This window comes from Algoriphagus algorifonticola (assembly GCF_007655305.1).
GTDB classification, from domain to species: domain Bacteria; phylum Bacteroidota; class Bacteroidia; order Cytophagales; family Cyclobacteriaceae; genus Algoriphagus; species Algoriphagus algorifonticola.
The window spans coordinates 63,360-86,404 of the sequence record NZ_VLOG01000052.1 but is presented as its reverse complement, the minus strand read 5'-3'; the positions used below and the strand labels follow the sequence as shown (position 1 = coordinate 86,404).

The following is a 23,045-nucleotide window of genomic DNA, read 5'->3' as shown; positions in this document are numbered from 1 at the left end:
AGTAAAATCAATTGCCTATCTTTGAGACCTGAATTATATGGATAAACTTCAACTTCCTCCCGCATTTCAAACTCAAATGAGAGAGTTACTCGGAAACGAAGAATATGACGTTTTCGAAAAGGCCATTGATCAGGATAGTAGAAGTTCTATTCGCCTCAACCCATTCAAAAAATTCAAGCTTCGATATCAAGCTTCGCCTGTTCCCTGGTCCAAGCATGGATATTTTTTGGAAGAGCGCCCTTCCTTTACTTTAGACCCCAGTTTTCACGCCGGAGCTTATTATGTTCAGGAAGCATCTTCTATGTTTATCGAACATATTTTACATAGCCTACAGATACCTAAAGGAATCTACCTGGACTTGGCTGCCGCACCAGGAGGAAAATCCACCTTATTAAGCACTTATCTTGGAAATGAGGGGCTGTTGGTTGCCAATGAAGTCCTACAAAGCCGTTCTCAAATTCTGAAAGAGAATATCATCAAATGGGGTTTGGGTAATACGGTGGTTAGCAATAATGATCCCGAGCACTTTGAGCCTCTGGAAGGATTTTTCGACCTCGTTTTGGTGGATGCCCCTTGCTCTGGAGAGGGGATGTTTCGAAAAGATCCACAGGCTAGAACAGAGTGGTCCCCTGATCATGTGCAACTTTGCTCATCCAGGCAAAGAAGAATCATGGACAAAGCCGGTGCACTCACAGCAGCTGATGGCTATTTGATTTATAGTACCTGTACTTTTAATGAGTCGGAAAATGAAGATTTAATCCGGTTTATGGTGTCTGAGTTTTCTTACGAACCAGTAAGAATCCCTCTTGATGAGAACTGGAATATCCGGGAAAGCCAAGTAGAAACCGAAGAAGGGACTTTTTACGGATATCGATTTTTTCCCCATTTAGTAGAAGGAGAAGGCTTTTTTATCACAGTTTTCAAGAGGCCAGGAGATGCTTTTTCTCTTTCGCCTGGAAAAATCAAAGATTTCAAGCATCCTTTTCTGAAGGAAGTCAGTCCAAAAGAATCTCAGGCTTTGGATGAGGAATTAGGTTTTCAACCATCAGGACAATACTATCAGCTAAATGACTCTTATTTTAGAATTGAGGCTACCTGGAAGCCCTATTTTGAAAAAATAAGCCAACATTTAAGCATCCGATATTTTGGCGTTGAATTAGGGAAAAAACAGAAAAACGACTGGATCCCATCTGCAGAGTGGGCTTTATCCACATTACCCAAAAATGGCTTCAACTTGCTCAATGCCTCTTTGGAACAAGCGCTGGATTTTTTGAGGAAAAAAGATTTGGAGATCGAAGAGATTCCTTTGGGCTGGGTCCTGATTTGTTATCAAGGTCTGCCTTTAGGCTGGATCAAAAACCTGGGCGGGCGAAGCAATAATTACTATCCCAAAGAATGGAGAATTCGGACACTCTAATTAGCCTTCTATAATTCGGTTTTTAAGCGCTTTTTGAACTGCTTCCATTTTATTGTGTACCTGCAGTTTGCTGTAAATATTCTCCAGATGTTTTCTAACCGTTTTCGGAGAAATAAAAAGATTTTCCCCAATCTGATTATAATTCAACCCTTTAGCAGTTTGCTCTAAGATTTCTGTTTCCCGGGCTGTTAGCTTGGCCTCTATATTTTTATCGTCAAACTGAGGAGGATTTCTCAACAATTTCAAAGTTTTTAGAGCAATGGATGGAGTCATCGCTGCCCCTCCATCCAAGGTGTCGATTATTCCCTGATAGAGTTCCGGTGGATTCACTTCTTTGAGAAAATATCCATTAGCACCTGCCTGAATTGCCTTAAAAATGTTTTCATCATTGTCGAAAACCGTCAGCATAATAGTCTTGATTTGAGGAAATTTTTTCGAGAGGATCTCCACAGTTTCAATACCATTTTTTTTAGGCATTTCAATGTCCATTAAGACAAGGTGGATATTGGAGTTTTTATCCAGTTTTTCTAAAAACTCTTCACCATCTGAAGCGTAAAACTTTACATCAAGATCCGGATAAAAGGATAGTTTTTCCAAAATCGCCTTCAGCAAAAATGAATTATCCTCAGCTATTGCAATTCTAATGGCCATAATTGATGGGTTAATCAATCACTATTTCTGTGCCCTTATCAGGGGCCGTATTTACTTTCATAGATCTACCGATTCTGCTGGCTCTTGTCTTCATGGTGCCAAGTCCATTTCCGAAAGGATTGGTCTCACTGATTCCAGACCCATTATCTTTGACCACTAGGCGGACCTTATCCATGCCTTGAATGATTTGAATCTGCACCTTGCTCGCTTGAGCATACTTAATCGCATTATTCAATGCTTCCTGAATTATTCTATAATAATTAACGCCTTCCAAAGAATTTAATCGATGACCCGCATCCACATTTTCGTCTATAATTAATTCGAAGTCTGTGTCAGGACAAGCCTTCTTGGCCTTGGCTATCAAATTTGAAACACGGCCTCGCAGATCTTCAATGGTCATACTATCCTTGTTCATGGCCCAGATAGTATCTCTCAACTCATTGACTGTCTCCACAGTAAACCCTGAAATCTGATCAATTTTTTGAGCCATTTTCTCTTTCGGCAAATCGACAAATTTCAAGTTGCTTAAAGAAGACACGATAAAGGTCAACTGGGAACCGATATTATCATGTAGATCCGAAGCAATTTCATCCCTTTGTGTCTTCAGTCTTTTTTGCGTTTCCTGCTCTGCATAGATGGCTTGCAATTTTGCTTCCTGTCTGAGGTGACGATTTTTTGTCTTTTGCCTATAGTAGATAAAAAAGCCTATCCCCAAAGACAGTAATAAAAACACCAAAAGCAACAAAAGTTGATTATTCCTATTTTCGACTATTAGTTCATTTTCTGCCAAAGCAGCTCTTGATTCAGCTAAAGCCCTTTCATTTTGCTCTACTTCGTACCGAGCTTCCATCTCACTCATTGCCATCAGCCTTTCTTCCTGAAAGATGGTGTCTTTTAGGGCACTGTATTGTTCCAAAAAGTCCATAGCCTTGGGCAAGTCTCCCTTCGCCTTATGAAATCTATATTCTTCAAACAGATAATCTCTTTTCTTCTCCGTCGATCCACTTAGTGCCACATAGTAAGCTGCACTGTCCATCAAGGAGCGAGCTCCACTATAATTCCCTAAATTATAAGCGATGTTGGCCAAATTGGTGTAATTGGTAGCTAATCCGTATGCAGGATACCCATCTTTCTGATTGAGTTTCAAGGCAGTTTCTATCCACTTTTTGGCTTCATCGTACCTTTCCTGCTTAATGAAGGTGTTACCAATATTATTGAAAGTGAAAATGACACGCATGCTGTCCAAATTCTCCATATCCTCAATTATTTTGAAGTGGTAGAATAAAGCACTATCAGGTTTGCTCCAATCGTCAAAGTTGATCGCTATACTATTCAGCGCGAATGCTCTGTAAATTGGGTTCGCTTTAGAATATTGATCTAAAATTTCAATGGCCCTTTTTCCATATTCCACTCCTTTGGAATAATCCTCCATATCATGATGAATTACTGCAATATCCAAAAGGTGATAAGCCAAATTATTGGAATCAGCGGAAACCAGTGAAAAGTCAATTCCATCCTGCGCATGATTCAAGGCGAGATCAAATTGGCCCGCTGCCTGATCTATTCTAGTCAGTCGGATATATGCTAGAGAAATTAATTCAGGGTTCAGCGATGGGTCTATAAACTCTATACTTTTTGAAAAAGCACGCTTAGCCTCAATATTTTTACCCTGAAGGTTAAGTTTCTCCGCTTCGAAATAAAAGTAAATCCCTGAGTCAGCTTTAGACTTTAATTTATGCTGTGCTTCCTTTAAATAATTATCAGCAGAATCCAGGTTTGAATAAATCCTCCCTAACTCTTTTTTCAGTTCTTTATTTTGGCTGAAAGAGTCAATAGAAATAAAGGATAGAAGTAATAGAAAAATTATTCGCATAAAAACTAATAAATAGTATTTCAATATAAAAAAAATGCCTTTGACTCCTAAGAATCAAAGGCTAAAAGCTTTAATCAGACTTTTGATCAGCCATATATCTCTTCTAAGATCTGCGCTAATCTCACACTTGCAGCGACCATCCTTTCTTCAGCTACGTGATAATATTGATACATATAGCTATAGCTGATTCTTTTATTTTCCGGCAAATCATACACCATAGGTCTTAAGCTTACCGCTTCCTTCAACCAATCCTGCATGCTTGCAGACTGATAATGTCTTTGCAATTCAGGAGTGATTCTTCTGTATAGTTCATTGGCTATTTCAGAATAACTCATGCCCTGTCTTTCTATCATTCCGCTGTCCCAAAGTGCATGAAGATTAGTGGGATTCCCGAAAAATTCAATCTTCACATCATTTCCTCCACGGTCTTCCCCTGTACCTACATGAAGTGGTTGATGGATATCTTCCACCATATGAATTAACATTTTTAACTTTTCTGCTTCTTGCTGCGGAGTTAATCCACCTGCTTTCAATTCATTTTTCAAGCGCTGAATTGCCTCGTAAGCATCTCCGCCTTTTTCCTGATGTGCAGGGTCATATTCTCCGTTTTTGCTGGTCAAATAATGCCAGGTAGTGGCATAATTGAACGTGCTATCTGACCTGATTTCATCCATCCAAGTGCCACTACGAGCTATGGACATCGGATAAATAATTTTTTCCACCCTTTTCACGGTGGATTCTTTCATCTGCCTCTGGGCCATTAGGCCAATCAGATAATGTCCCAACTGACCCCAGGCAAAGCTTTGGGTAGATACTAAGGAAAAAAGCAGGATGATACCTACTATTTTGAATCTTTTCATTCTTTTATGAGTATTTGTTTTTTCGCTTCAATGAAACCTGTAGAAACTGATTTTTACATTCAAATTTAGCTAAGCTAAATGATTAAAATGTCAACTCAGTATTAAGCTTTCTGGAGTTCTGCCACAGCCAACCAAGCCATCAATCCGGCACCAATTTCCAAAGCATCTTCCTCGATATCAAAAGTAGGTGTGTGAACACCTGATACTATTCCTTTGGCTTCATTTCGGGTTCCAAGGCGGTAAAAGCAACCGTCAATTTCCTGAGAATAATAGGCAAAATCCTCTGCTGCCATCCAGATATCCAAGTCTATCACATTTTCTTCTCCCAAATATTCTCTAGCTGCTTCTGTAGCTCTTGCGGTTAATTCAGGGTCATTTTGCAAAAATGGATAGCCTTTTCTTATTTCGAAGTCAACTTCTCCACCCATGCCTTCCACGATTCCTTTTGCGATTTGAAGCATTTTTTGGTGAGCCTTCGCTCTCCATTCTTCATTCAAGGTTCGAAAAGTGCCTTGAATTTTCACCTCATTTGGAATCACATTAGTAGCTCCTAAAGCTTCCACTCTACCAAATGAAAGTACCGAAGGGATTTTAGGGCTTGCAGCTCTGCTGATCACCTGTTGTAAAGCTACAATCATATGGGAAGCAATCAATACCGGATCGATTAGCGTTTCCGGCATAGCTCCATGTCCTCCTTTACCTTTCACAGTGACATAAAGCTCATCTGCAGAAGCCATATAGATGCCTTGACGAAACCCAACTTTTCCTGCTGGAATGAAAGGCATCACATGTTGACCTATTATACCATTGGGACGTGGATTATTCAAGGCTCCATCTTTGATCATATAAGATGCACCTCCCGGGGCAACTTCCTCTCCCGGCTGAAAAATAAGCTTGATGGTACCTTCAAATTGGTCCTTTACCTCGTTGAGGATTTTGGCAGCACCCAATAAGGAAGCTGTATGTGCATCATGCCCACAAGCATGCATTACTCCAGGGTTTTGAGACTTGTAAGAAACCTCATTTGCCTCAATAATAGGCAAAGCATCCATGTCCGCACGAAGAGCAATTACTTTTTTATCCGGGTTTTTTCCTTTGATCAAGGCAGTCCATCCCGTTGTCGCTTTTTGCTCCAAGCTTTCGATTCCTATTTCTTCCAGTTTAGACTTGACAAATTTTGCTGTCTCAAACTCTTGATAGGATAATTCCGGATGGGAATGGAGATGACGTCTATTTTGAATTACTTCCTCTTTATACGCTTTGGCAAGCGATTTAATTTTGTCCTTCAACATCATTGGTTTGGCTTGGCACAGTAAATTCTTTCCTCAAGATTCGATCTTGAATAATCCGCGCCGATGGGAATTCAGTTTTGATCAGATGGTAAGTCTTTAATGCTTCCACCTTGTAGGCATATTTTCCTACTTTCACCAAGTACCTGGGCTGCTCATATTGAATGGCTGGCTTAACGTCAGTGAAAAGCATGCTGATTTTTTCCTGAGTTTTGAAAGCTAAATCCCTATCCAAGCCCGAATAAACCAGCACCTTGTAACCATTGAAATACGGTTCGGATTTATTCTTCTCATATTGCTGCTTGGCTATTTGCTCCAGTTGATTGTCAATCGCCTGAGGAGAAGTGGCTGGTTCAGTTGCTTTTTGTGCTTCTTTCCTTTCCTCAAAGTTAGGATAGGAAGGCAGCGATGAGGTCAAATCTTCAGAGTAGTTTTCATAAGAAGATGCGCTATCTACTGCAGAGCTAGATGTTTTGCAAGAAACTGCAACAATCAAAAGCACAAATAACCAGACAACTCTCATATGGATTAATTATCGATGATTACACATTTTCCTTCCTGCACATCCTGTTCCACACTTTTATACTTGACATCCTCTTTGAGGGTTCCGTTCGTGTATTGAACAGTCACACGATCATTTCTTCCATAAGTCTTTTCAGACTTTCTTGGAGCCACAGCTTGAGGGGCTTGTCTTCCCGCAGAAGCTGCTGCGGCAGCAGCCCTATTTGCTCCTGGATTCAAGGAGCTGGAAACCTCAGCTTTGGAAGCTTGAACTTGTGGTTCAGGTGCTCTTTGAGCCTGTGCTTGCTGAACTTGAGAAGGATCTTGCTTTGGCAGATCAGCTCTGGTCAGGAATGAAACCATATCTTCATTCAATTTGCCAATAAATCGCTTGAACATCTCAAATGCCTCAAACTTATAAATCAACAATGGATCTTTTTGTTCATATACGGCATTCTGAACGGACTGCTTTAAGTCATCCATATCCCGTAGATGCTCTTTCCAGTTTTGATCAATAATGGCCAAAGTGACATTTTTCTCCAAAGACCTGATCAACTCATTTCCCTCTGAACTGAGCATTTTTTCCAGATTCACGACCACTCCGATTTGCTTAATGCCATCAGAAATAGGAACCATGATATCCTTCACAGTAGCACCTCTTTCTTCCTGCACCCGTCTTAAAATTGGAAGAGCAGTGGTAATGATCTGCTGATTTTTCTTTTGGTAACTTTCAAAAGCAGCCTCATACAGCTCCTGTGTCAAAGTGGAGGCATCTTTGGACTTTAGATCATTGTCAGAAATTTGATAGTCAAGACCCAAAGAGGTGAAAATATTCATGCGGAGGTTTTCCAAGTCTTCTGTAGACTTGCCCATCTCCACAATGCTTTCACATACATCGTAAAGAATATTTAAAATATCTAGTTCCAAACGCTCCCCTTTGAGGGCATTTCTTCTTCTCTTGTACACCACTTCCCGCTGGGAATTCATCACGTCATCATATTCCAATAGACGCTTACGGGTACCGAAGTTGTTTTCCTCCACTTTTCTCTGAGCTCTCTCAATGGACTTGGTAATCATAGAGTGCTGGATTACCTCTCCTTCTTCCAGCCCCATTCTATCCATGAGTTTGGCAATTCTGTCAGACCCGAAAAGTCTCATCAAGGAATCTTCCAGGGAGACAAAGAATTGGGATGAACCCACATCTCCTTGACGACCTGCACGACCTCTCAACTGTCGGTCCACACGTCTGGATTCGTGACGCTCTGTACCTATAATTGCCAAACCGCCTGCCTTTTTGGATTCTGGACTCAACTTGATATCTGTTCCACGACCCGCCATGTTTGTAGCGATGGTAACCGTACCTGCTTTTCCTGCCTCAGCCACTACATCAGCCTCTTTCGCATGTTGCTTGGCGTTCAACACCTGATGCGGGATTTTTTTCAGAGTCAGCATTCTGCTCAATACCTCTGAAATTTCAACTGAAGTGGTACCCACCAAGACTGGTCTACCCTGGGCAACCAATTCATTGATCTCGTCTACAACAGCATTGAATTTCTCTCTTACCGTTTTATAAACTTTATCCTCTCGGTCGTCTCTTTGTATAGGTTTGTTGGTTGGAATTACCACCACATCCAACTTATAGATTTCCCAAAATTCTCCAGCTTCAGTCTCTGCCGTACCGGTCATACCAGCCAGCTTGTGATACATTCTAAAGTAATTCTGAAGGGTGATGGTCGCATAGGTCTGAGTAGCGTCTTCCACTTTCACATTTTCTTTCGCCTCAATCGCTTGGTGTAAACCGTCAGAATATCTTCTGCCTTCCATCACACGACCTGTTTGCTCATCGACAATCTTCACCTTTCCATCCACAATGATGTACTCCGTATCACGCTCAAACATACAATAAGCCTTCAAGAGCTGATTGACAGTATGAATACGTTGAGCTTTTACCCCGTAGTCCTTGATCGCCTCCTCTTTCCTTACAAGCTTTTCTTTTTCATCAATGCTTTCATCCTTTTCAAGATCAGCAATCACAATTCCGATATCCGGCATAATGAAGAAGCTAGGGTCTTCATTTTTAGTGGTCATGGTTTCGATACCACGATCAGTCAGATCGACCACATTGCTTTTTTCATCAATTGTAAACAAAAGCGGTTCGTCTGCCTCAGGCATATTTCGCTTATTATCCTGGAGATAAAAATTTTCAGTCTTCTGTAAAACCACGCGAATTCCTGGCTCAGAAAGGTATTTGATCAAAGGCTTGTATTTCGGCATACCTCGATATGCTCTGAACAATGCTAGTCCCCCTTCTTTTTCGTTGCCTTCTGAAATCAGCTTCTTGGCAGTTGACAAAAATCCCTGAACTAACTTTCGCTGTTCATCTACCAAGGTTGATACCCTAGGTTTCATTTGATCAAACTCATGGACATCACCTCTAGGAACTGGTCCTGAAATAATCAATGGAGTACGTGCGTCATCAATCAACACGGAGTCAACCTCATCGACCATGGCAAAATGATGCTTTCCTTGCACCAAATCATCAGAGTCTCGTGCCATATTGTCCCGTAGGTAATCAAAGCCGAATTCGTTATTGGTACCATACACGATATCGCAACCATAAGCTTTCTTTCTTCCTGCTGAATTAGGCTGATATTTATCGATACAGTCTACAGAAAGGCCATGGAATTCAAAAAGCGGTGCATTCCACTCCGAGTCACGTTTTGCCAAGTAATCATTTACTGTAACAATATGAACACCTCTTCCGGCCAAAGCATTGAGGTATGCAGGAAGTGTGGAAACCAACGTTTTTCCTTCCCCCGTCGCCATCTCGGCGATTTTACCTTTGTGCAAAACCATACCCCCGATCAGCTGCACATCATAGTGCACCATGTCCCAAACTACCTCGTTTCCTGCAGCAAGCCAGCTGTTGTGCCAAATGGCCTTATCACCGTCAATCTCCACATTTTTCTTAGTGGCCGCCAGTTCCTTGTCCTTAAGAGTGGCCGTTACGGTCAATTGTCCATTTTCTTTAAATCTCCTGGCCGTCTCTTTGACAATTGCAAAAGCTTGAGGCATGACTTTTTCCAGAACCTCTTCCAATGCCTCATCTCTTTCCTTTTCTACCTGTTCGATTTGGGTAAACAGATTATCCTTCTGGTGGATGGCATCAATAGGAAGGGCTTCAATTTCTGCTCGGAATCCAGCAATCTTATCATCCAGTTCCTGTAAATGGCTATTGATGGTTTCTTTGATTTGTGCAGTTTGGGCACGAAGCTCTTCATCACTTAATTTCTGAAGACCAGAAAAAATGTCATTTATTTCTTTAACCTTCGGAAGTAATTCTTTGATATCTCGGTCGGATTTGGTTCCAAAAACTTTGGCTAATCCTTTTGCTATAAAATCTAACATGTTTGTCGTATGTGATTCTGAAATCAGGCTTTAAAATTAAGCCCTTTTTATTACAATTGATAATTAAACTAGAGAGGCCTTTGTGTGCCTTTCTTAATTTGAAAGTTCCATTTTTCCGGAAAAAACCTGTTTGGCTGGTCCAATCAACCAAACGTTGTCCAAGCTTCCATCTTCATTTCTATGAAATCGTACGGAAAGATTTCCTCCCAAGGTTTTGATTTTCACCTCAGCATCAGATTTTTCCTGCTCAAAAGCAATGGCCGCTGCTGTCACACCTGTCCCGCAGGACAGAGTCTCATTTTCAACTCCCCGCTCGTAAGTTCTGACAAAAATCTCTTCATCGCCCAAAGCCTCTATAAAATTGACATTGGTTCCACCAGGAGCATAATCTTCTCTATATCGTATTTTTTTGCCTTCCTCAAAAACAGGGTAGTTATGAACATCTTCAACCACTCTTATATGATGTGGTGAACCTGTATTTACAAAGCTATCTCCGTCTTTGGGTATAATTCCTTTTACATTGCCCATTTTTAGCTCTACTACATCTTGGCTTAACGCTGCCTCATGAGGGCCGTCGATTGCCAAAAAATTAGTTTTTTCTTTAATAATGCCCAAAAAACCCGCAAAGGCGACTGCACATCGGGCACCATTTCCGCACATACTCTGGGAGCCGTCAGCATTGAAATAAATCATTTCAAAATCATAGTCTTGATGATTTCGTATTAAAATCAATCCATCAGCACCTATACCAAACTTTCTGTCACAGATTCTGGAAACCAAGTCGAGATTTTGATCATCGAATTTATTCTCCCGATCATCGATCATCACAAAATCATTTCCAGTGCCCTGATATTTATAAAAAACCATTTTATTCATCTTAACTTTTAGAAAGTCAAAAACCTAACCAAGCAAAACTTTGGATGCAAACATAACCAACTTGTCAGAAAATCGGACTTAATGTCTGATTAGCAATTTCAATTCTGCTTAAGAATGGTTAGTTTCAGGTATCTTTTAACATTGAAACTAGAAATCAGTTATTTATTTATGAAACTCACAGAAAACCCCATATCCAGAAGAAAGTTTTTATCAAACAGTTCCAAAGCAGGACTTGCTGTAGGTCTGGTTGGTTCGGGAATCTTAAGTGCTTGCTCCAATGAGGCCAAAGGTGATGCACAGGCAATTTTAGCAACCAGCTTTACGCAAACTCCGCTAAGCTTTGATTTTGGAGCATTGGAGCCTCATATTGATGCGATGACTATGGAGATCCATTTCACCAAACATGCAGCCGGATATGCAAAAAACCTGGGTGAGGCAGTTGGAGAGGAAAATGTAGACACCAACAAACCTTTGGAGGATGTATTGGCTAAGATTTCCAATTATAGTACGAAAATGAGAAATAATGGTGGCGGCCACTATAATCATGAACTATTCTGGCAAATCATGACTCCAGATGCTGCCGAAAGACCAGAGGGGGATTTGGCAGAGGCTATCAATTCTTCTTTTGGAAGTTTCGAGGTATTTGTTGAGCAATTTGAAGCTGCTGCTAAGACTAGATTTGGTTCAGGTTGGGCATGGTTGGTGGTGGGAGAGGACAACAAATTGTCCGTAGGTTCTACACCTAACCAAGACAATCCTTTCATGGACATTTCCGATTTTAAAGGAATTCCTTTACTAGGTCTGGATGTTTGGGAGCATGCTTATTATCTCAATTATCAAAACAGAAGAGCGGATTATGTCTCTGCTTTTTGGAATATAATTAACTGGAAAACAGTGGCTGAACGCTATAATGCAGCCATTTAATTCAGAAAATTAAATAAATATAAGACGTCGGACTATTCAGTTCGGCGTTTTTTTATACCCATTTCTTAGCTAATCCAGTTACGTTTTGCTCTTCGTTTTTTTTTCTGGATATCCGATTGGCATCTCAATTGGATCAAATAGAAGTAAACCAAAATAAAATTACCATGATCAAAAATTTTGTAAACGTCGCAATGATTGCATTTTCAGCCGGAATTATTTTGAGTTCTTGTTCAGAAAACGAAGACCAAATGCCTTCTGAAGGGAATTCCAATGCAAGGCTTTTTGCGACTGCCAGCGAAGGTTCTTCTGGTGGTAGCAATTCCAGAGTAATCGTCAATGGATTCTCTTCCACAGAATTCACTGTGGCCACTGCAGACATGGAATTGAGGTATGCTGCAAAAGCAGACATTCAAGCAGGAATTAATCTGGGTAACATTACTTTGAAAACAAATGTGAACTCCAGCCTACAGACTTCCGCTGCACAAACGAAATCACTGACCATTATTGCCAATGGTGATAGTAGAGCAGCTTTGATTGCTGAAGGAGAAACTCCTGAAGGAAACTATGCAGAAGCAGAGTTTAAGTTGAAGAAAAACACCACCGTAGCTTCTTCAGATCCAAAATTCAACAAATCAATGTGGATTAAAGGTCAAGTCAACAACACAGAGGCTATTGTTTGGTCTGAAACTGAAAAAACAATCCGTGCAATGGCAGAGGGTAGCAATGGGGTAGAAGTGGAAGGCCAAAGCGAAATGGTTTTGGATTTCGATATGACCAAGCTATTTGCAGGAGTTGACTTTTCTTTGGCAGTAGATGGAAATGCAGATGGTAAAATTGAAATCGGTCCAAACGGGGTCGATGGCAATACCTTGCTTTATTCCAGAATCATGAGCAACATTGACAGTGCCGTCACTTTGAAAAAGAGAAACTAAGCACATTATTAGATCTTAAAGTTTTAAAAGGCCGGGTTTTCCGGTCTTTTTTCTTTATTTCGGATTCCAACTAGATTAATACCTATGCAAGATCCAAAATCCCTCACTTCGGTAGCTTTATTCCATCAAACTTTCAAGCACCCTGTATTACCAGAACCTACCATTCCTTCAGAAACCCGCTGCAAATTGAGAGTTTCTTTGCTTGCAGAGGAGTTGAAAGAGCTAGAACAAGCCATTGCAGATAAGGATTTGGTAGAAATTGCGGATGCGCTTTGCGATCTGCAATACGTGCTTTCCGGGGCTGTGCTTGAATTTGGGTTGGGGGAAAAATTCAAAGAGCTTTTCGATGAAGTTCAAAGATCAAACATGAGCAAAGCCTGCGTGACAGAGGAAGAGGCCAAGGCTACTGTGGCGCATTATAAACTCAAAGGAACTGACTGTTTTTATGAAAAAGAGGGTGATTTATATTTAGTTTTCAGAGAAGGAGACAGAAAAACTTTGAAATCCGTTAATTACTCCCCAGCTGATTTAAAGAAAATTATTGAAAAATAATCAGGAACTTTTAATAGGCTCATCCCTATAGTTTTTGATTTCCAATACACGGGCCGGAAGATTATATCCGGCCTTTTCTAATGTAGTCAATACTTGGATGATAGCTTGGCTTTTCACTTCCAGGTCAGCAATTTTTCTATCGAAAGTATCTACCCAAAAAGTCACCTGCAAATTCAGAGTGCTTTCTGCCAGGTCTGAAACCCAAACCATCGGGGTTTTAGTATCCAATAACACTCCAGGTACTTTTTGAATAGCTTCAAGAATTAATGCTCTTGCGGCTTGGTAGTCGGAGCCATAATCCAAACCAACAATAAAATCATAGCGCAGATATCCATCTATGGTAAAATTGACCAAAGGATTTTTAATGATGGTAGCATTGGGAATAAAAACGTCTTTTCCATCAGAAGTTTTGATTTGAGTATCTCGCAGGTTTAAGGTCAAAACAACCCCTCCCATTCCATTGATATCTACAATATCTCCTACCCGAAAAGGTCTTTTAAAGGCTAAGAGGATACCGGCCAGAAAGTTTTCACCGATATCTTTCAGGGCGAAACCAATTACAAAAGCTGTGATTCCAGCCCCGGCGAGAAGCCCTGATACCAAGCCTGTCAGTCCTATTATTCTAAAAACCAATAAAAATCCAAGCAGAATAATGATCAACCTAAAGACCACGGATAAGAAATTGGCTAGAAGAGGATCATCCATTCTGACGAGCAATCGCTTTTTCAAAAACTTTTGAAGGATATTTGCCAAAAAGTAAAAGGCGAGAAGGATAGCTAAAGAAAGGCCAATAGTCTTTAATAGTGATTCTATTCCCTCCCAATCTGTTTGAAAAATGTTAAGGCTATTCATAATCCTATTTTTTGATTTTCCTCAAAATACGAAAAAGGACAGGATTTTAAAGCCATTGGCATAAATACAAAAAGCCCCACATTTCTGTGAGGCTTTTGGATTTTCCTCCCTTAGGAGGCCAGGAGCGGGACTTGAACCTGTCTGCATTTCTACATCGCCCATTAGTCAAATTGAGGACTATCTAACCAAGCAACAGGAAGACCTGTGAATCGATAACAGGCAGGCCCGCACGTCCAAAAGGACACAAGATTTATCTCAAACCCAAAAATCTTCGTTTACCATTATTCGTTTTTTTAAGATATTTCTCAAACTCCCTGGCTTCTGATCTTGTCGAAAATTCTTTTTGAAAAATTAGCTCAAATGGAATATAAGGCTTGGTAGTTCGCCCATATCCAGAGTTATGCCTGTGAAGCCTTGCCTCTAAATCGGAAGTCAGTCCAACATAAACATATTTCCTTGAAATACTTGAAATGGCATAAACGGTGAACACCTAGGAATATAAACAAAAAGCCTCACATTTCTGTGAGGCTTTATGTACCAGGAGCGGGACTTGAACCCGCACGTCCAAAAGGACACAAGATTTTAAGTCTTGCGTGTCTACCAATTCCACCATCCCGGCATTACCTATAAAATTATAGGCTGTCTTTTGCTTGTTAAAGCTATGGCTTGAAACAACAAAGCCCTCTTTCAAGGGCTTGATCTGAGCGAGAGACGAGATTCGAACTCGCGACCCCGACCTTGGCAAGGTCGTGCTCTACCAACTGAGCTACTCTCGCTTATTTCAATATCCCAGACCTTTGTCTGAGCGAATTGTGGATGCAAAGGTAAGTTCCTCTTTGATTTTTACAATAATTCTGACTGGAATTTTTTTAATAATCTCAGGAATTTTAAGGATCACACTGATTTTCAGCAATTTTTAAAATTCATATGAGGCCAAGATTTTAACCATCTCAGCCACATTTTTCGCTCCCAGCTTTCGAAGAATATTCTTTCTGTGGGTTCCGACTGTATTGATAGAAATATTTAATTTCTCCCCAATATCCTTTGATTCCATTCCTTCCAGCATCAACTCAACCACCTCTTTTTCCTTCTTCGTTAACTTGACCTCCTTGTCATTTGGAGAATCTTTAGATACAATGATTCGGGTACCATCATCTTTAGTGTAAGAATAGTTCCAATCATAACCCTTGAATTTAGGTGGTGTCAACAGCTTCACGATAATATGTAAGTCCATGGCAAAATTGCCATCCTTATCAATCAAATAAGGTCTTACTTTGGCCATCATCCAAGATACTTCACCGGTGGTTCGATGAACCCAGCGCGTGATATAGGAAAATTCAAAAGAATGTCTCTCATTCAAACTTAAACTGTGAAAGGCATCGAAAACAATCTTTTGGAACTTAAACAGCTCCTCCCGATCATCAGGATGCACCATGGTAAAAGAAGTTTCCATCCCCTTTTTGCGGAACATCTCCTCCGGATACCCTGTAAGCTTTTCAACCTCCCCAGTAAAAAAAGCCAATTTTAGATTTCTATAATCAAAACAAGCTATCAAAAGCCCCTCGTTCATGCCAATACTTTGGCTTAATGCCTCGAGATTCTCTAATAGTCTTCTTTCGTTGGGATGAGCTTTAAACTCCTGCTCCGCCCAATTTTGGAAGAACTTAGTATACTTATCTTGTTTTTTAAGGTCCTTTAGTAACACCTTATCCATAGAACATCTCTCTTTTTGCAGTCAATATACTAAAAAACTGATTTTTAATTAGTCAAGAGTTTTCTTCACTTCATGCAACTTTAGCAGTGCTTCTATGGGAGAAATAGAATTTATATCTATTTGATCCAAAAGTTCTTTTGCCTCTTTGAATTTAGGATCCATCTCAAACATACTAAGCTGATAATTATTTTTTGGGACAGAACTAAGTGACTTTTTGCCCTGGTTCATGGCCTTATCCTTTTCAAGATGGGACATGATCTCTGCCGCTCTCAAGACAACAGGGTTTGGCATTCCGGCCATTTGAGCTACATGAATACCGAAGCTATGTTCGCTGCCACCTTCCTTCAGTTTCCTCATGAAAATCACCTTATTTCCCACTTCTTTTACAGCAACATTAAAGTTTTTTATGCGAGGAAAATCCTGAGTAAGCTGGTTCAACTCATGGTAATGAGTTGCAAACAAGGTTTTTGCCTTGAAAGTAGGATGATTATGAAGGTACTCGACAATAGACCAGGCTATGGAAATTCCATCGTAAGTGGAAGTTCCTCGCCCGATTTCATCCATCAATACCAAACTGCGATCTGACAAATTATTCAAAATGCTAGCCGTTTCGGTCATTTCAACCATAAACGTTGACTCACCTTTGGATAAATTATCAGAAGCTCCAACACGGGTAAACACTTTGTCAATTATTCCAACTCTTGCGAAAGAAGCAGGAACAAAAGAACCCATTTGAGCCATCAAAACAATCAAGGCCGTTTGTCTTAGCAGGGCCGATTTACCAGCCATATTAGGCCCTGTAATGATTATTATTTGCTGGCTGTCGTGATCGAGATAAATATCATTCGGAATATATTCTTCTCCAGCTGGCAATTGCTTCTCTATCACCGGATGCCTTCCGTCCTTAATCTCCAAAGTTTCGGTATCGGATACCTTCGGACGGGAATAATTATTATTTAGAGCAACCTGTGCAAAAGACAATAGCGCGTCTAATGTGCCAACTATTCTGGCGTTTTGTTGAATTTGAGTGACAAATTGAGCTGTCTCAGTAACTAATTCCTGAAAATATTTTTGCTCCAAAGCAATCATTCTGTCCTCTGCATTCAGGATTTTTTCCTCATATTCTTTGAGCTCGGGGGTAATATATCTTTCCGCATTGACCAAAGTCTGTTTTCTGATCCACTCTTGAGGCACCTTATCCTTGTGCGCATGGGTGACCTCTAAGTAATACCCAAAAACCTTATTGAAGGCAATTTTTAAAGAACTGATTCCTGTATTCTGGATTTCCCTTTGCTGAATTTGCACCAGAAAATCCTTGCCCTTATTTGCTAAGTTTCTGTATTCATCCAATTCTGCATCTACGCCATCTTTGATCACGCCTCCTTGATGAACCAGCATCGGCGCATCCTCTTGAAGCTCCTTCTCAATTTTCTCCAAAATGTATTCACATGGATGGATTTGATCAGCTAATCTCTTTAGAGTGGGGTTTTGCTGTTCCTTGAGAAGGGTTTTTACAGGCAAAATCGCTTTCAGGGCCCGACGGATCTGATTCATTTCCCTTGGATTGGCCCTTCCGACCACCACCTTAGAAATCAATCTTTCCAAATCACCTATATGGCGCAAATGAGCCAATATTTCGTCTATCAGGATTGCGTTTTCATGGAAAAATTCAACCACATTAAGGCGTTCTTCTATAGGAGCTTTTTCTTTCAAAGGAAGAACCATCCACTTTTTCATCATTCTCGAACCCATCGGAGTTACCGTATGATCCAAAATTTGAATCAACGGAACGCCTCCATCATGCTGTGGGAATACCAATTCGAGGTTTCGGATGGTAAATTTGTCCAACCACACATACTTTTCTTCAGCAATCCTTGATATTGCTGAGATATGCTGTATTTCCTTATGCTCAGTTTCTTCAAGATAGAACAGAATCGCTCCGGCTGCCACTATGCCCATCTCCAGTTCCTCTATTCCAAAACCTTTGAGGTTGGCAGTTTCAAAATGGGTTTTGAGCTTTTCGTAAGTATAATCAAACTGATACACCCAATCTTCGCAGTGAAAAGTGATGTAGTCGTTTTTGATCAAGTCATGAGCTGTTTTTTTGGCAGCTTTCGAAAAAATAATTTCTGCAGGTGCAAAACTTTGCAGAAGCTTTTCTACATAGCTGGAATTCCCTTCAGCACACATGAATTCCCCCGTTGAAACGTCCAAAAAGGCGATTCCATGTTTATCCTTTCCAAAGTGGATGGATGCCAAGTAATTATTTTTTCTGGTGTCCAGAACTTGGTCATTGTAGGAAAGGCCCGGAGTTACTAATTCTGTAACCCCTCTTTTCACGATTCCTTTGACCGACTTGGGGTCTTCGAGCTGATCACAAATTGCGACACGATTTCCTGCTCGGACCAATTTGGGAAGGTAATTATCCAATGAATGGTGTGGAAAACCCGCCAATTCTATATGTGAAGCTGCACCATTGGCTCTTTTAGTCAAAACAATGTCTAAAACTTTACTGGCAATTATTGCATCTTCACCAAAAGTCTCATAAAAATCACCCACACGAAACAAAAGCAAGGCACCAGGATGCTTCGCTTTGATCGCATTATACTGCTTCATCAGCGGGGTTTCTTTTCCATCTTTGGATTTACTCATGGGTTCGGCTAATTTCTCTTAAATTTGGGGGAACGAATTAAGTTTGAAAATAGCCTATAAGCAAGGGAGATCAAAAAAGATGAAGAAATTAAGTATGGAAGAGTTGGAAAGGCTCTCCGTTGAAGAGTTTAAGGAAACCAAAAAATCACCCATTGCTCTGGTTTTGGATAATGTAAGAAGCCTGAATAATGTAGGATCGGCCTTTCGGACCGGGGATGCATTCAGAGTGGAGAAGATTTATCTCTGTGGAATTACTGGAACTCCTCCTCATCGTGATATACAGAAGACTGCCTTGGGAGCCACAGAGTCTGTAGAGTGGGAATATTGTCTGAATACCATGGAGGCTGTTCACAAATTGAAGGCGGAAGGTTATCAGCTTTGCGCCTTAGAACAAGTTGACCAATCCATACTTCTAAACGAGTTCAAGCCAGAACCTAATAAAAAATATGCCTTGATTTTCGGAAATGAGGTTTTTGGAGTAGAGGAGGAAGTTTTGAAAGCTTGCAATCAAGTCTTGGAAATCCCTCAACTTGGCACAAAGCATTCCCTGAATATTTCTGTTTCCTTGGGAATTGCAGTCTGGGATCTGATGGTAAAATTGGAGGCTTTCGATTCCTAAAAGCCCCCAACTCCGATCAGTTTTTCAGAAAGCGATATCTAAAGCCTAAAGATCCTCTTAACAAGGCTCCATTTTGGAATGAAACCAAAGGTGCCGCTTCAAAATGAAAACCAAATTCTTTTTTAGCAAATGGGTAGTAATTAATCCCGGCAGGAAAAACAAGTCCCGGAAATAAATTAGCTCTTCCTCCAAATCCCAGGTAAATCTGAAGGTCCTCATCAGATTTGACCATATAGTTCGCAACTAGCTCCAAACTCAGAAATCGTGTGAAATTATTGGCCCCTAGGCGAAACTCCGGAATCCATTTTTCACCTAGCTGCTTATTAATTCCCAAAAAGGGTAGATCACTCTGATGATAGGAAACAGTCCATTGGGCCTGAGACAAAAATGCAAAGGAAACGCAAAAAATAAGCGTCAGTAAAATTTTTTTCATATGATATAATTTGTTTTTAAAGGGCCATATAGCTTGTCCCGAACTTGATTCGGGACAATCTCGCACAGGTTCCCCGATGCTCGATTTCATGTAATAGTAGTTTTTAAGGATATGCCAGAAGAATCATTCCAATTGAATTCTAAAGGCTTTATTTAAATTGATTAAAATTTAATTGTATTTGATATTAAAAACCTAAATCACTCAGCTTAACGTGGGTTTTGATCATATTTGAACTTGCTTTTGCCACAATCTTGCCTGAGTCTTTCTGGATCACTGCTTCCCAATGGTTCAGGTTTGAGCCCGAACGGATTAACTCTGCACTTACCTCTAAGACTTCTCCAATTTGAGCAGGAGATAAAAAGTCCACATTCAAATTGATACTCGTCATCAGGTGTTCGGAGCCTGTAACAAAGTTTCCCATTCCAATTACGTCATCCAGCATTAGCGAGGCTACTCCACCATGAAGGATTTTGGCAGGATTGCACATTTCCGCTCTTACAGTGTAAGCCACCTTGATATGCTTCTCACTTACTTCTTTCAATGTACCAGCCAACCAGTTACCTGCTGCTGATGGAGTTTGATCCAAGGTTTTACCCACAAGAGACAGAAATAATTGCAATGCCTTTGACTCTTTTTCCATTAATTAAGAATATTTTTTTGTTTTTTAAAAGTTTAAAAATAAAGAGGTATGAACATTATTTTGTGATAAACTCTAAACTCAATGAACCAAAACTTTATTCCATCAAGCGTGCGTAGTCTTCAAATACTTGCTTGAGCGCCTCTTTTTCTGATTTTTTTTTCCAAATCGGAATTTCTATTTCATTTTGGACTAAAGAAATCATTTTTCCACCTTGAATCAAAGCCTTTAGTTGATTTATTGCTGACAAATGATCTGATTTATTTCCATTTTTAAAAGTGAAAGTTTCTCCGCCCGATTTGATTTGAATGGGCCAATCAAAATTTTGGGGCTCAAGGTAAAGGTAAGCCTCATCTTTGGGCGGATTTAAAATAAGTACAAGTTGAATTCCCAGGTCTTCATTTCCAACACTTAGATCTTCATGTCTGAACAAAGTCATTCCTGCATCTGAACGGATTTCTCTATCATAATTGATGGCTTTCATATTTAAAAAATAGATTCTAGCAGCATCACTCATCCGAAAGGTTAGGTCATCACCCGTATTGTTGGCTCTTCTTGAATTGAAAAAGGAAAGACCCAAAACCAGCAAAATGGAAGCTATTCCGAATATTTTGATGATTTTCAGTAACTCAGGAGTTAAAACAGGATCTTTTGCAGCCATACATAGATAAGATTAAACAATGCTTAGAAGCTTTTCTTTTAATAAAACCCATGCACTTTCAAGATGTTTTTGTTCCACATCGGTCTGCCCGATTACCCAGCGAATGACAAATTTACCCTCGAGTTTAGTATGTGAAAAAAATGCCCTTCCACTAGCATTGACTTCATTCATCCACTTTTCATTGATAGCATTTAGCTTTTCTACTGATAAATCTGCCTGAGTATATCGAAAACAGATTGTGTTGAAATTAACTGGAGCCAAAACCTCCAGGTTATCTTGCTTGATTATCCATCCCTCAACTGTTTTTGCCAGTTTTAAATGATTTCTGAGTTTTTCCCGAATTCCTTCTAATCCATAAGTTCTCAAGACAAACCACAATTTCAGAGCCCGAAATCGTCTACCTAGTTGTATGCCCCAGTCTCGGTAATTGTTAACTTCATTGTCCAGTTGAGTCTTCAGGTATTCGGGTGTGAGAGAAAATGTATTGACCAAGTATTGAGGCTCCTTTAAGAATAGGACGGTACAGTCGAAATTAGTGAACATCCATTTATGAGGATTGAACACATAGCTATCCGCTTTTTCATGTCCTTTCATCAAATGCTGATATTCTGGCAAAAGTAAGGCTGTACCTGCAAAAGCAGCGTCTATATGATGCCATAGGCCATGTTTTTGCGTGATTTTACTGATCTCATCGATTGGATCAACGGCAGTTGAGCTGGTGGTACCCAAAGCAGAAACCACGCAAAGTGGATAAAAGCCATTTTTCAAATCTTCCACTATCGCTTTTTCCAATTCCTCAGGAATCATGGCAAATTCCTGATTTACAGGGATTCGAACTAAATTTTGAACACCTAAACCTGCGATCTTTATCGCCTTATCGATTGATGAGTGAACATGGGAAGATGAATAAACCCGAAAAACCATATCCCCAACAAAGCCCTTTTCATTGATTTGATAATGACTGGCTTTTTCTCTTGCCGTTAATATAGCGCTTAAGGTAGCGGTGCTCGCAGTATCGTGAATGACTCCTTTCCAGGATGAATCTATTCCTTTGGCATCCCTCAACCAATCACAAACTCTTTCTTCCAATTCCGTGGCTGCGGGCGAGGTCAACCAAGACATACATTGAGCACCCAATGTTGACATGAGCATTTCTGCCAAGATGGAAGGTTCTGAATTATTCGCCGGGAAGTAGCCAAAAAAGGCGGGATGCTGCCAATGCGTCATTCCAGGAAGAATTATTTTTTCAAAATCCTCAAAAATCTGATCGAATGATTCTCCCTTTTCAGGGGCATTTTTAGGAAGCTGATTGTATATAGTTTTGGGCTCTGTATTGGGTGTAACCGGATATTTTTCCTTCTCCTCCAAGTAATCTGCCATCCAATCAACTAACTGATGGGCTCTCTTTCTAAATTCCTGCTTATCCATAGGGTTTTTATCTCACGTAAGATCCTGCATTGATATCAATTGAAGTTCCGGTAGCATGATCAGCCAATCCAGAACAAAGCAAGGTGACCATAGGAGCAATGTCCTCAGGGAGAGTCAGCTCGTTCAAGGCAATATCATTTAGCGCAAAATCCTCTCCGTACTCCGATAAAATCTCATTTGCCATGTCTGTCCTGGTAAACCCTGGAGCAATTAAAAAGGCTTTAATGCCTATTTTCCCATAATGCCGTGCAATTGACCTTGTCAAACTTACCAAGGAGCCTTTGGATGCCGCATAGGCCAGATAATCGGTAGTATCTCCTCGAAAAGCTGCTCTAGAAGAAATAGTAATGATCCGACCGTTCTGCTGGCTTTTAGCCTGATCAACAAACTCTTTACAAAGAATTCCAACTGCTGTGGAATTAATCGCCATGGTTTTTTCCCAAATTTTCAGCCATTCATCGGTAGGCAAAGTATCTTTTGCAGGAATAGAAACCCCGGCATTATTCACCAATCCGGTTAATGGCCCATATTTTTTTATTAATGCAGGAATAAAACCCACTACTTTTCCGGAATCCGATAAATCACAAGACTCCATGAATCCTGGAGTTTTGAATTGACTCAACAAAGACTCTGCTTCCTCAGCATTGGAATTAAAATGGACGATTACTTCAGCTCCAGATTCAGAAAGTTGACGAGCTATAGCTCTTCCTATGCCTCTGGAAGCACCTGTGACCAATATTCTTTGGTTTTTTAGAGAAATGTTCAT

Annotated in this window: 21 protein-coding genes and 2 tRNA genes; 5 read left to right on the top strand and 18 right to left on the bottom strand. The window is 40.3% G+C overall.

Annotated elements, in window-relative coordinates:
- The first annotated feature begins 37 nt into the window (after positions 1 to 37).
- Positions 38 to 1,417 (top strand): methyltransferase RsmF C-terminal domain-like protein, encoded by a 1,380-nt coding sequence (locus tag FL972_RS13550; protein WP_144606007.1) that lies wholly within the window; start codon positions 38 to 40, stop codon positions 1,415 to 1,417.
- On the opposite strand, the gene FL972_RS13545 is transcribed toward FL972_RS13550, so the two are convergent.
- From FL972_RS13545 to dapF, 7 genes are all read right to left on the bottom strand, one after another.
- On the bottom strand, positions 1,418 to 2,068 hold the full coding sequence (locus FL972_RS13545; RefSeq protein WP_144606005.1) for a response regulator: 651 nt from the start codon (positions 2,066 to 2,068) through the stop codon (positions 1,418 to 1,420).
- 10 nt (positions 2,069 to 2,078) lie between these two features.
- Positions 2,079 to 3,941 carry a tetratricopeptide repeat-containing sensor histidine kinase gene (locus FL972_RS13540; RefSeq protein WP_144606003.1) on the bottom strand — a complete coding sequence of 621 codons (1,863 nt, stop codon included), beginning with the start codon at positions 3,939 to 3,941 and terminating at the stop codon, positions 2,079 to 2,081.
- A gap of 86 nt (positions 3,942 to 4,027) precedes the next feature.
- Positions 4,028 to 4,801 carry a S1/P1 nuclease gene (locus FL972_RS13535; RefSeq protein ID WP_144606000.1) on the bottom strand — a complete coding sequence of 258 codons (774 nt, stop codon included), beginning with the start codon at positions 4,799 to 4,801 and terminating at the stop codon, positions 4,028 to 4,030.
- Positions 4,802 to 4,902: 101 nt separating this feature from the next.
- Positions 4,903 to 6,093 (bottom strand): M20 metallopeptidase family protein, encoded by a 1,191-nt coding sequence (locus tag FL972_RS13530; RefSeq protein ID WP_144606223.1) that lies wholly within the window; start codon positions 6,091 to 6,093, stop codon positions 4,903 to 4,905.
- Entirely contained in the window at positions 6,074 to 6,613 is a 540-nt protein-coding gene (locus FL972_RS13525) for a hypothetical protein (RefSeq protein WP_144605998.1), read from the bottom strand. Before FL972_RS13525 ends, FL972_RS13530 begins: the two co-directional genes overlap by 20 nt.
- 5 nt (positions 6,614 to 6,618) lie before the next feature.
- Complete coding sequence (secA, locus tag FL972_RS13520; protein ID WP_144605996.1) at positions 6,619 to 9,999, bottom strand: preprotein translocase subunit SecA; 3,381 nt, start codon at positions 9,997 to 9,999, stop codon at positions 6,619 to 6,621.
- A 93-nt stretch (positions 10,000 to 10,092) separates the two neighbouring features.
- A complete protein-coding gene (gene dapF / locus FL972_RS13515) occupies positions 10,093 to 10,866 on the bottom strand; it encodes a diaminopimelate epimerase (protein WP_317129946.1) in 774 nt (257 codons plus the stop codon).
- Positions 10,867 to 11,043: 177 nt separating this feature from the next.
- Between dapF and FL972_RS13510 the strand changes: the two genes are divergently transcribed.
- The 3 genes from FL972_RS13510 to FL972_RS13500 all read left to right on the top strand — a co-directional run bounded on the left by FL972_RS13510 (position 11,044) and on the right by FL972_RS13500 (position 13,283).
- Positions 11,044 to 11,799 (top strand): superoxide dismutase, encoded by a 756-nt coding sequence (locus FL972_RS13510; RefSeq protein WP_144605992.1) that lies wholly within the window; start codon positions 11,044 to 11,046, stop codon positions 11,797 to 11,799.
- A gap of 164 nt (positions 11,800 to 11,963) precedes the next feature.
- Positions 11,964 to 12,731, top strand: coding sequence for a hypothetical protein (locus FL972_RS13505; protein WP_144605990.1), 768 nt, complete (start codon positions 11,964 to 11,966; stop codon positions 12,729 to 12,731).
- Positions 12,732 to 12,815: 84 nt separating this feature from the next.
- Positions 12,816 to 13,283, top strand: coding sequence for a pyrophosphohydrolase domain-containing protein (locus tag FL972_RS13500; RefSeq protein WP_144605989.1), 468 nt, complete (start codon positions 12,816 to 12,818; stop codon positions 13,281 to 13,283).
- Here FL972_RS13500 and FL972_RS13495 read toward each other — a convergent pair whose 3' ends face one another.
- The 6 genes from FL972_RS13495 to mutS form a co-directional block, all read right to left on the bottom strand.
- The gene (locus FL972_RS13495; protein ID WP_144605987.1) at positions 13,284 to 14,135 is read right to left on the bottom strand and encodes a mechanosensitive ion channel family protein; all 852 of its coding nucleotides are present in this window, start codon (positions 14,133 to 14,135) and stop codon (positions 13,284 to 13,286) included.
- Between the two features lie 250 nt (positions 14,136 to 14,385).
- Entirely contained in the window at positions 14,386 to 14,625 is a 240-nt protein-coding gene (locus FL972_RS13490; RefSeq protein ID WP_144605985.1) for a GIY-YIG nuclease family protein, read from the bottom strand.
- Between the two features lie 45 nt (positions 14,626 to 14,670).
- Positions 14,671 to 14,754, bottom strand: a tRNA-Leu gene (locus FL972_RS13485).
- 84 nt (positions 14,755 to 14,838) lie between these two features.
- Positions 14,839 to 14,911: transfer RNA gene (locus tag FL972_RS13480), tRNA-Gly, on the bottom strand.
- Positions 14,912 to 15,051: 140 nt separating this feature from the next.
- Positions 15,052 to 15,849, bottom strand: coding sequence for a LuxR C-terminal-related transcriptional regulator (locus tag FL972_RS13475; RefSeq protein WP_144605983.1), 798 nt, complete (start codon positions 15,847 to 15,849; stop codon positions 15,052 to 15,054).
- Positions 15,850 to 15,897: 48 nt separating this feature from the next.
- Positions 15,898 to 18,501 carry a DNA mismatch repair protein MutS gene (gene mutS, locus FL972_RS13470; protein WP_144605981.1) on the bottom strand — a complete coding sequence of 868 codons (2,604 nt, stop codon included), beginning with the start codon at positions 18,499 to 18,501 and terminating at the stop codon, positions 15,898 to 15,900.
- A gap of 79 nt (positions 18,502 to 18,580) precedes the next feature.
- Between mutS and FL972_RS13465 the strand changes: the two genes are divergently transcribed.
- Complete coding sequence (locus FL972_RS13465; RefSeq protein ID WP_144605979.1) at positions 18,581 to 19,120, top strand: RNA methyltransferase; 540 nt, start codon at positions 18,581 to 18,583, stop codon at positions 19,118 to 19,120.
- Positions 19,121 to 19,136: 16 nt separating this feature from the next.
- On the opposite strand, the gene FL972_RS13460 is transcribed toward FL972_RS13465, so the two are convergent.
- The 5 genes from FL972_RS13460 to FL972_RS13440 form a co-directional block, all read right to left on the bottom strand.
- Positions 19,137 to 19,553 carry a hypothetical protein gene (locus FL972_RS13460; protein WP_144605977.1) on the bottom strand — a complete coding sequence of 139 codons (417 nt, stop codon included), beginning with the start codon at positions 19,551 to 19,553 and terminating at the stop codon, positions 19,137 to 19,139.
- A 184-nt stretch (positions 19,554 to 19,737) separates the two neighbouring features.
- Positions 19,738 to 20,193, bottom strand: a complete 456-nt coding sequence (locus FL972_RS13455; protein WP_144605975.1) for a PaaI family thioesterase — start codon at positions 20,191 to 20,193, stop codon at positions 19,738 to 19,740.
- A 94-nt stretch (positions 20,194 to 20,287) separates the two neighbouring features.
- Positions 20,288 to 20,851 (bottom strand): hypothetical protein, encoded by a 564-nt coding sequence (locus tag FL972_RS13450; protein ID WP_144605973.1) that lies wholly within the window; start codon positions 20,849 to 20,851, stop codon positions 20,288 to 20,290.
- 12 nt (positions 20,852 to 20,863) lie between these two features.
- Positions 20,864 to 22,279, bottom strand: a complete 1,416-nt coding sequence (locus tag FL972_RS13445) for a pyridoxal phosphate-dependent decarboxylase family protein (protein WP_144605971.1) — start codon at positions 22,277 to 22,279, stop codon at positions 20,864 to 20,866.
- A 7-nt stretch (positions 22,280 to 22,286) separates the two neighbouring features.
- The gene (locus tag FL972_RS13440) at positions 22,287 to 23,045 is read right to left on the bottom strand and encodes an SDR family NAD(P)-dependent oxidoreductase (RefSeq protein ID WP_144605970.1); all 759 of its coding nucleotides are present in this window, start codon (positions 23,043 to 23,045) and stop codon (positions 22,287 to 22,289) included.

Coding starts and splice junctions, on each gene's coding strand:
- FL972_RS13535 (WP_144606000.1), bottom strand. CDS start 4,801: ATGAAAAGATTCAAAATAGTAGGTATCATCCTGCTTTTTTCCTTAGTA.
- FL972_RS13500 (WP_144605989.1), top strand. CDS start 12,816: ATGCAAGATCCAAAATCCCTCACTTCGGTAGCTTTATTCCATCAAACT.
- FL972_RS13455 (WP_144605975.1), bottom strand. CDS start 20,193: ATGGAAAAAGAGTCAAAGGCATTGCAATTATTTCTGTCTCTTGTGGGT.
- FL972_RS13505 (WP_144605990.1), top strand. CDS start 11,964: ATGATCAAAAATTTTGTAAACGTCGCAATGATTGCATTTTCAGCCGGA.
- FL972_RS13440 (WP_144605970.1), bottom strand. CDS start 23,045: ATGAACATTTCTCTAAAAAACCAAAGAATATTGGTCACAGGTGCTTCC.
- FL972_RS13530 (WP_144606223.1), bottom strand. CDS start 6,093: ATGTTGAAGGACAAAATTAAATCGCTTGCCAAAGCGTATAAAGAGGAA.
- FL972_RS13475 (WP_144605983.1), bottom strand. CDS start 15,849: ATGGATAAGGTGTTACTAAAGGACCTTAAAAAACAAGATAAGTATACT.
- mutS (WP_144605981.1), bottom strand. CDS start 18,501: ATGAGTAAATCCAAAGATGGAAAAGAAACCCCGCTGATGAAGCAGTAT.
- FL972_RS13540 (WP_144606003.1), bottom strand. CDS start 3,941: ATGCGAATAATTTTTCTATTACTTCTATCCTTTATTTCTATTGACTCT.
- FL972_RS13545 (WP_144606005.1), bottom strand. CDS start 2,068: ATGGCCATTAGAATTGCAATAGCTGAGGATAATTCATTTTTGCTGAAG.
- FL972_RS13525 (WP_144605998.1), bottom strand. CDS start 6,613: ATGAGAGTTGTCTGGTTATTTGTGCTTTTGATTGTTGCAGTTTCTTGC.
- FL972_RS13445 (WP_144605971.1), bottom strand. CDS start 22,279: ATGGATAAGCAGGAATTTAGAAAGAGAGCCCATCAGTTAGTTGATTGG.
- FL972_RS13495 (WP_144605987.1), bottom strand. CDS start 14,135: ATGAATAGCCTTAACATTTTTCAAACAGATTGGGAGGGAATAGAATCA.
- FL972_RS13465 (WP_144605979.1), top strand. CDS start 18,581: ATGAAGAAATTAAGTATGGAAGAGTTGGAAAGGCTCTCCGTTGAAGAG.
- secA (WP_144605996.1), bottom strand. CDS start 9,999: ATGTTAGATTTTATAGCAAAAGGATTAGCCAAAGTTTTTGGAACCAAA.
- FL972_RS13450 (WP_144605973.1), bottom strand. CDS start 20,851: ATGGCTGCAAAAGATCCTGTTTTAACTCCTGAGTTACTGAAAATCATC.
- FL972_RS13550 (WP_144606007.1), top strand. CDS start 38: ATGGATAAACTTCAACTTCCTCCCGCATTTCAAACTCAAATGAGAGAG.
- FL972_RS13460 (WP_144605977.1), bottom strand. CDS start 19,553: ATGAAAAAAATTTTACTGACGCTTATTTTTTGCGTTTCCTTTGCATTT.
- FL972_RS13510 (WP_144605992.1), top strand. CDS start 11,044: ATGAAACTCACAGAAAACCCCATATCCAGAAGAAAGTTTTTATCAAAC.
- dapF (WP_317129946.1), bottom strand. CDS start 10,866: ATGGTTTTTTATAAATATCAGGGCACTGGAAATGATTTTGTGATGATC.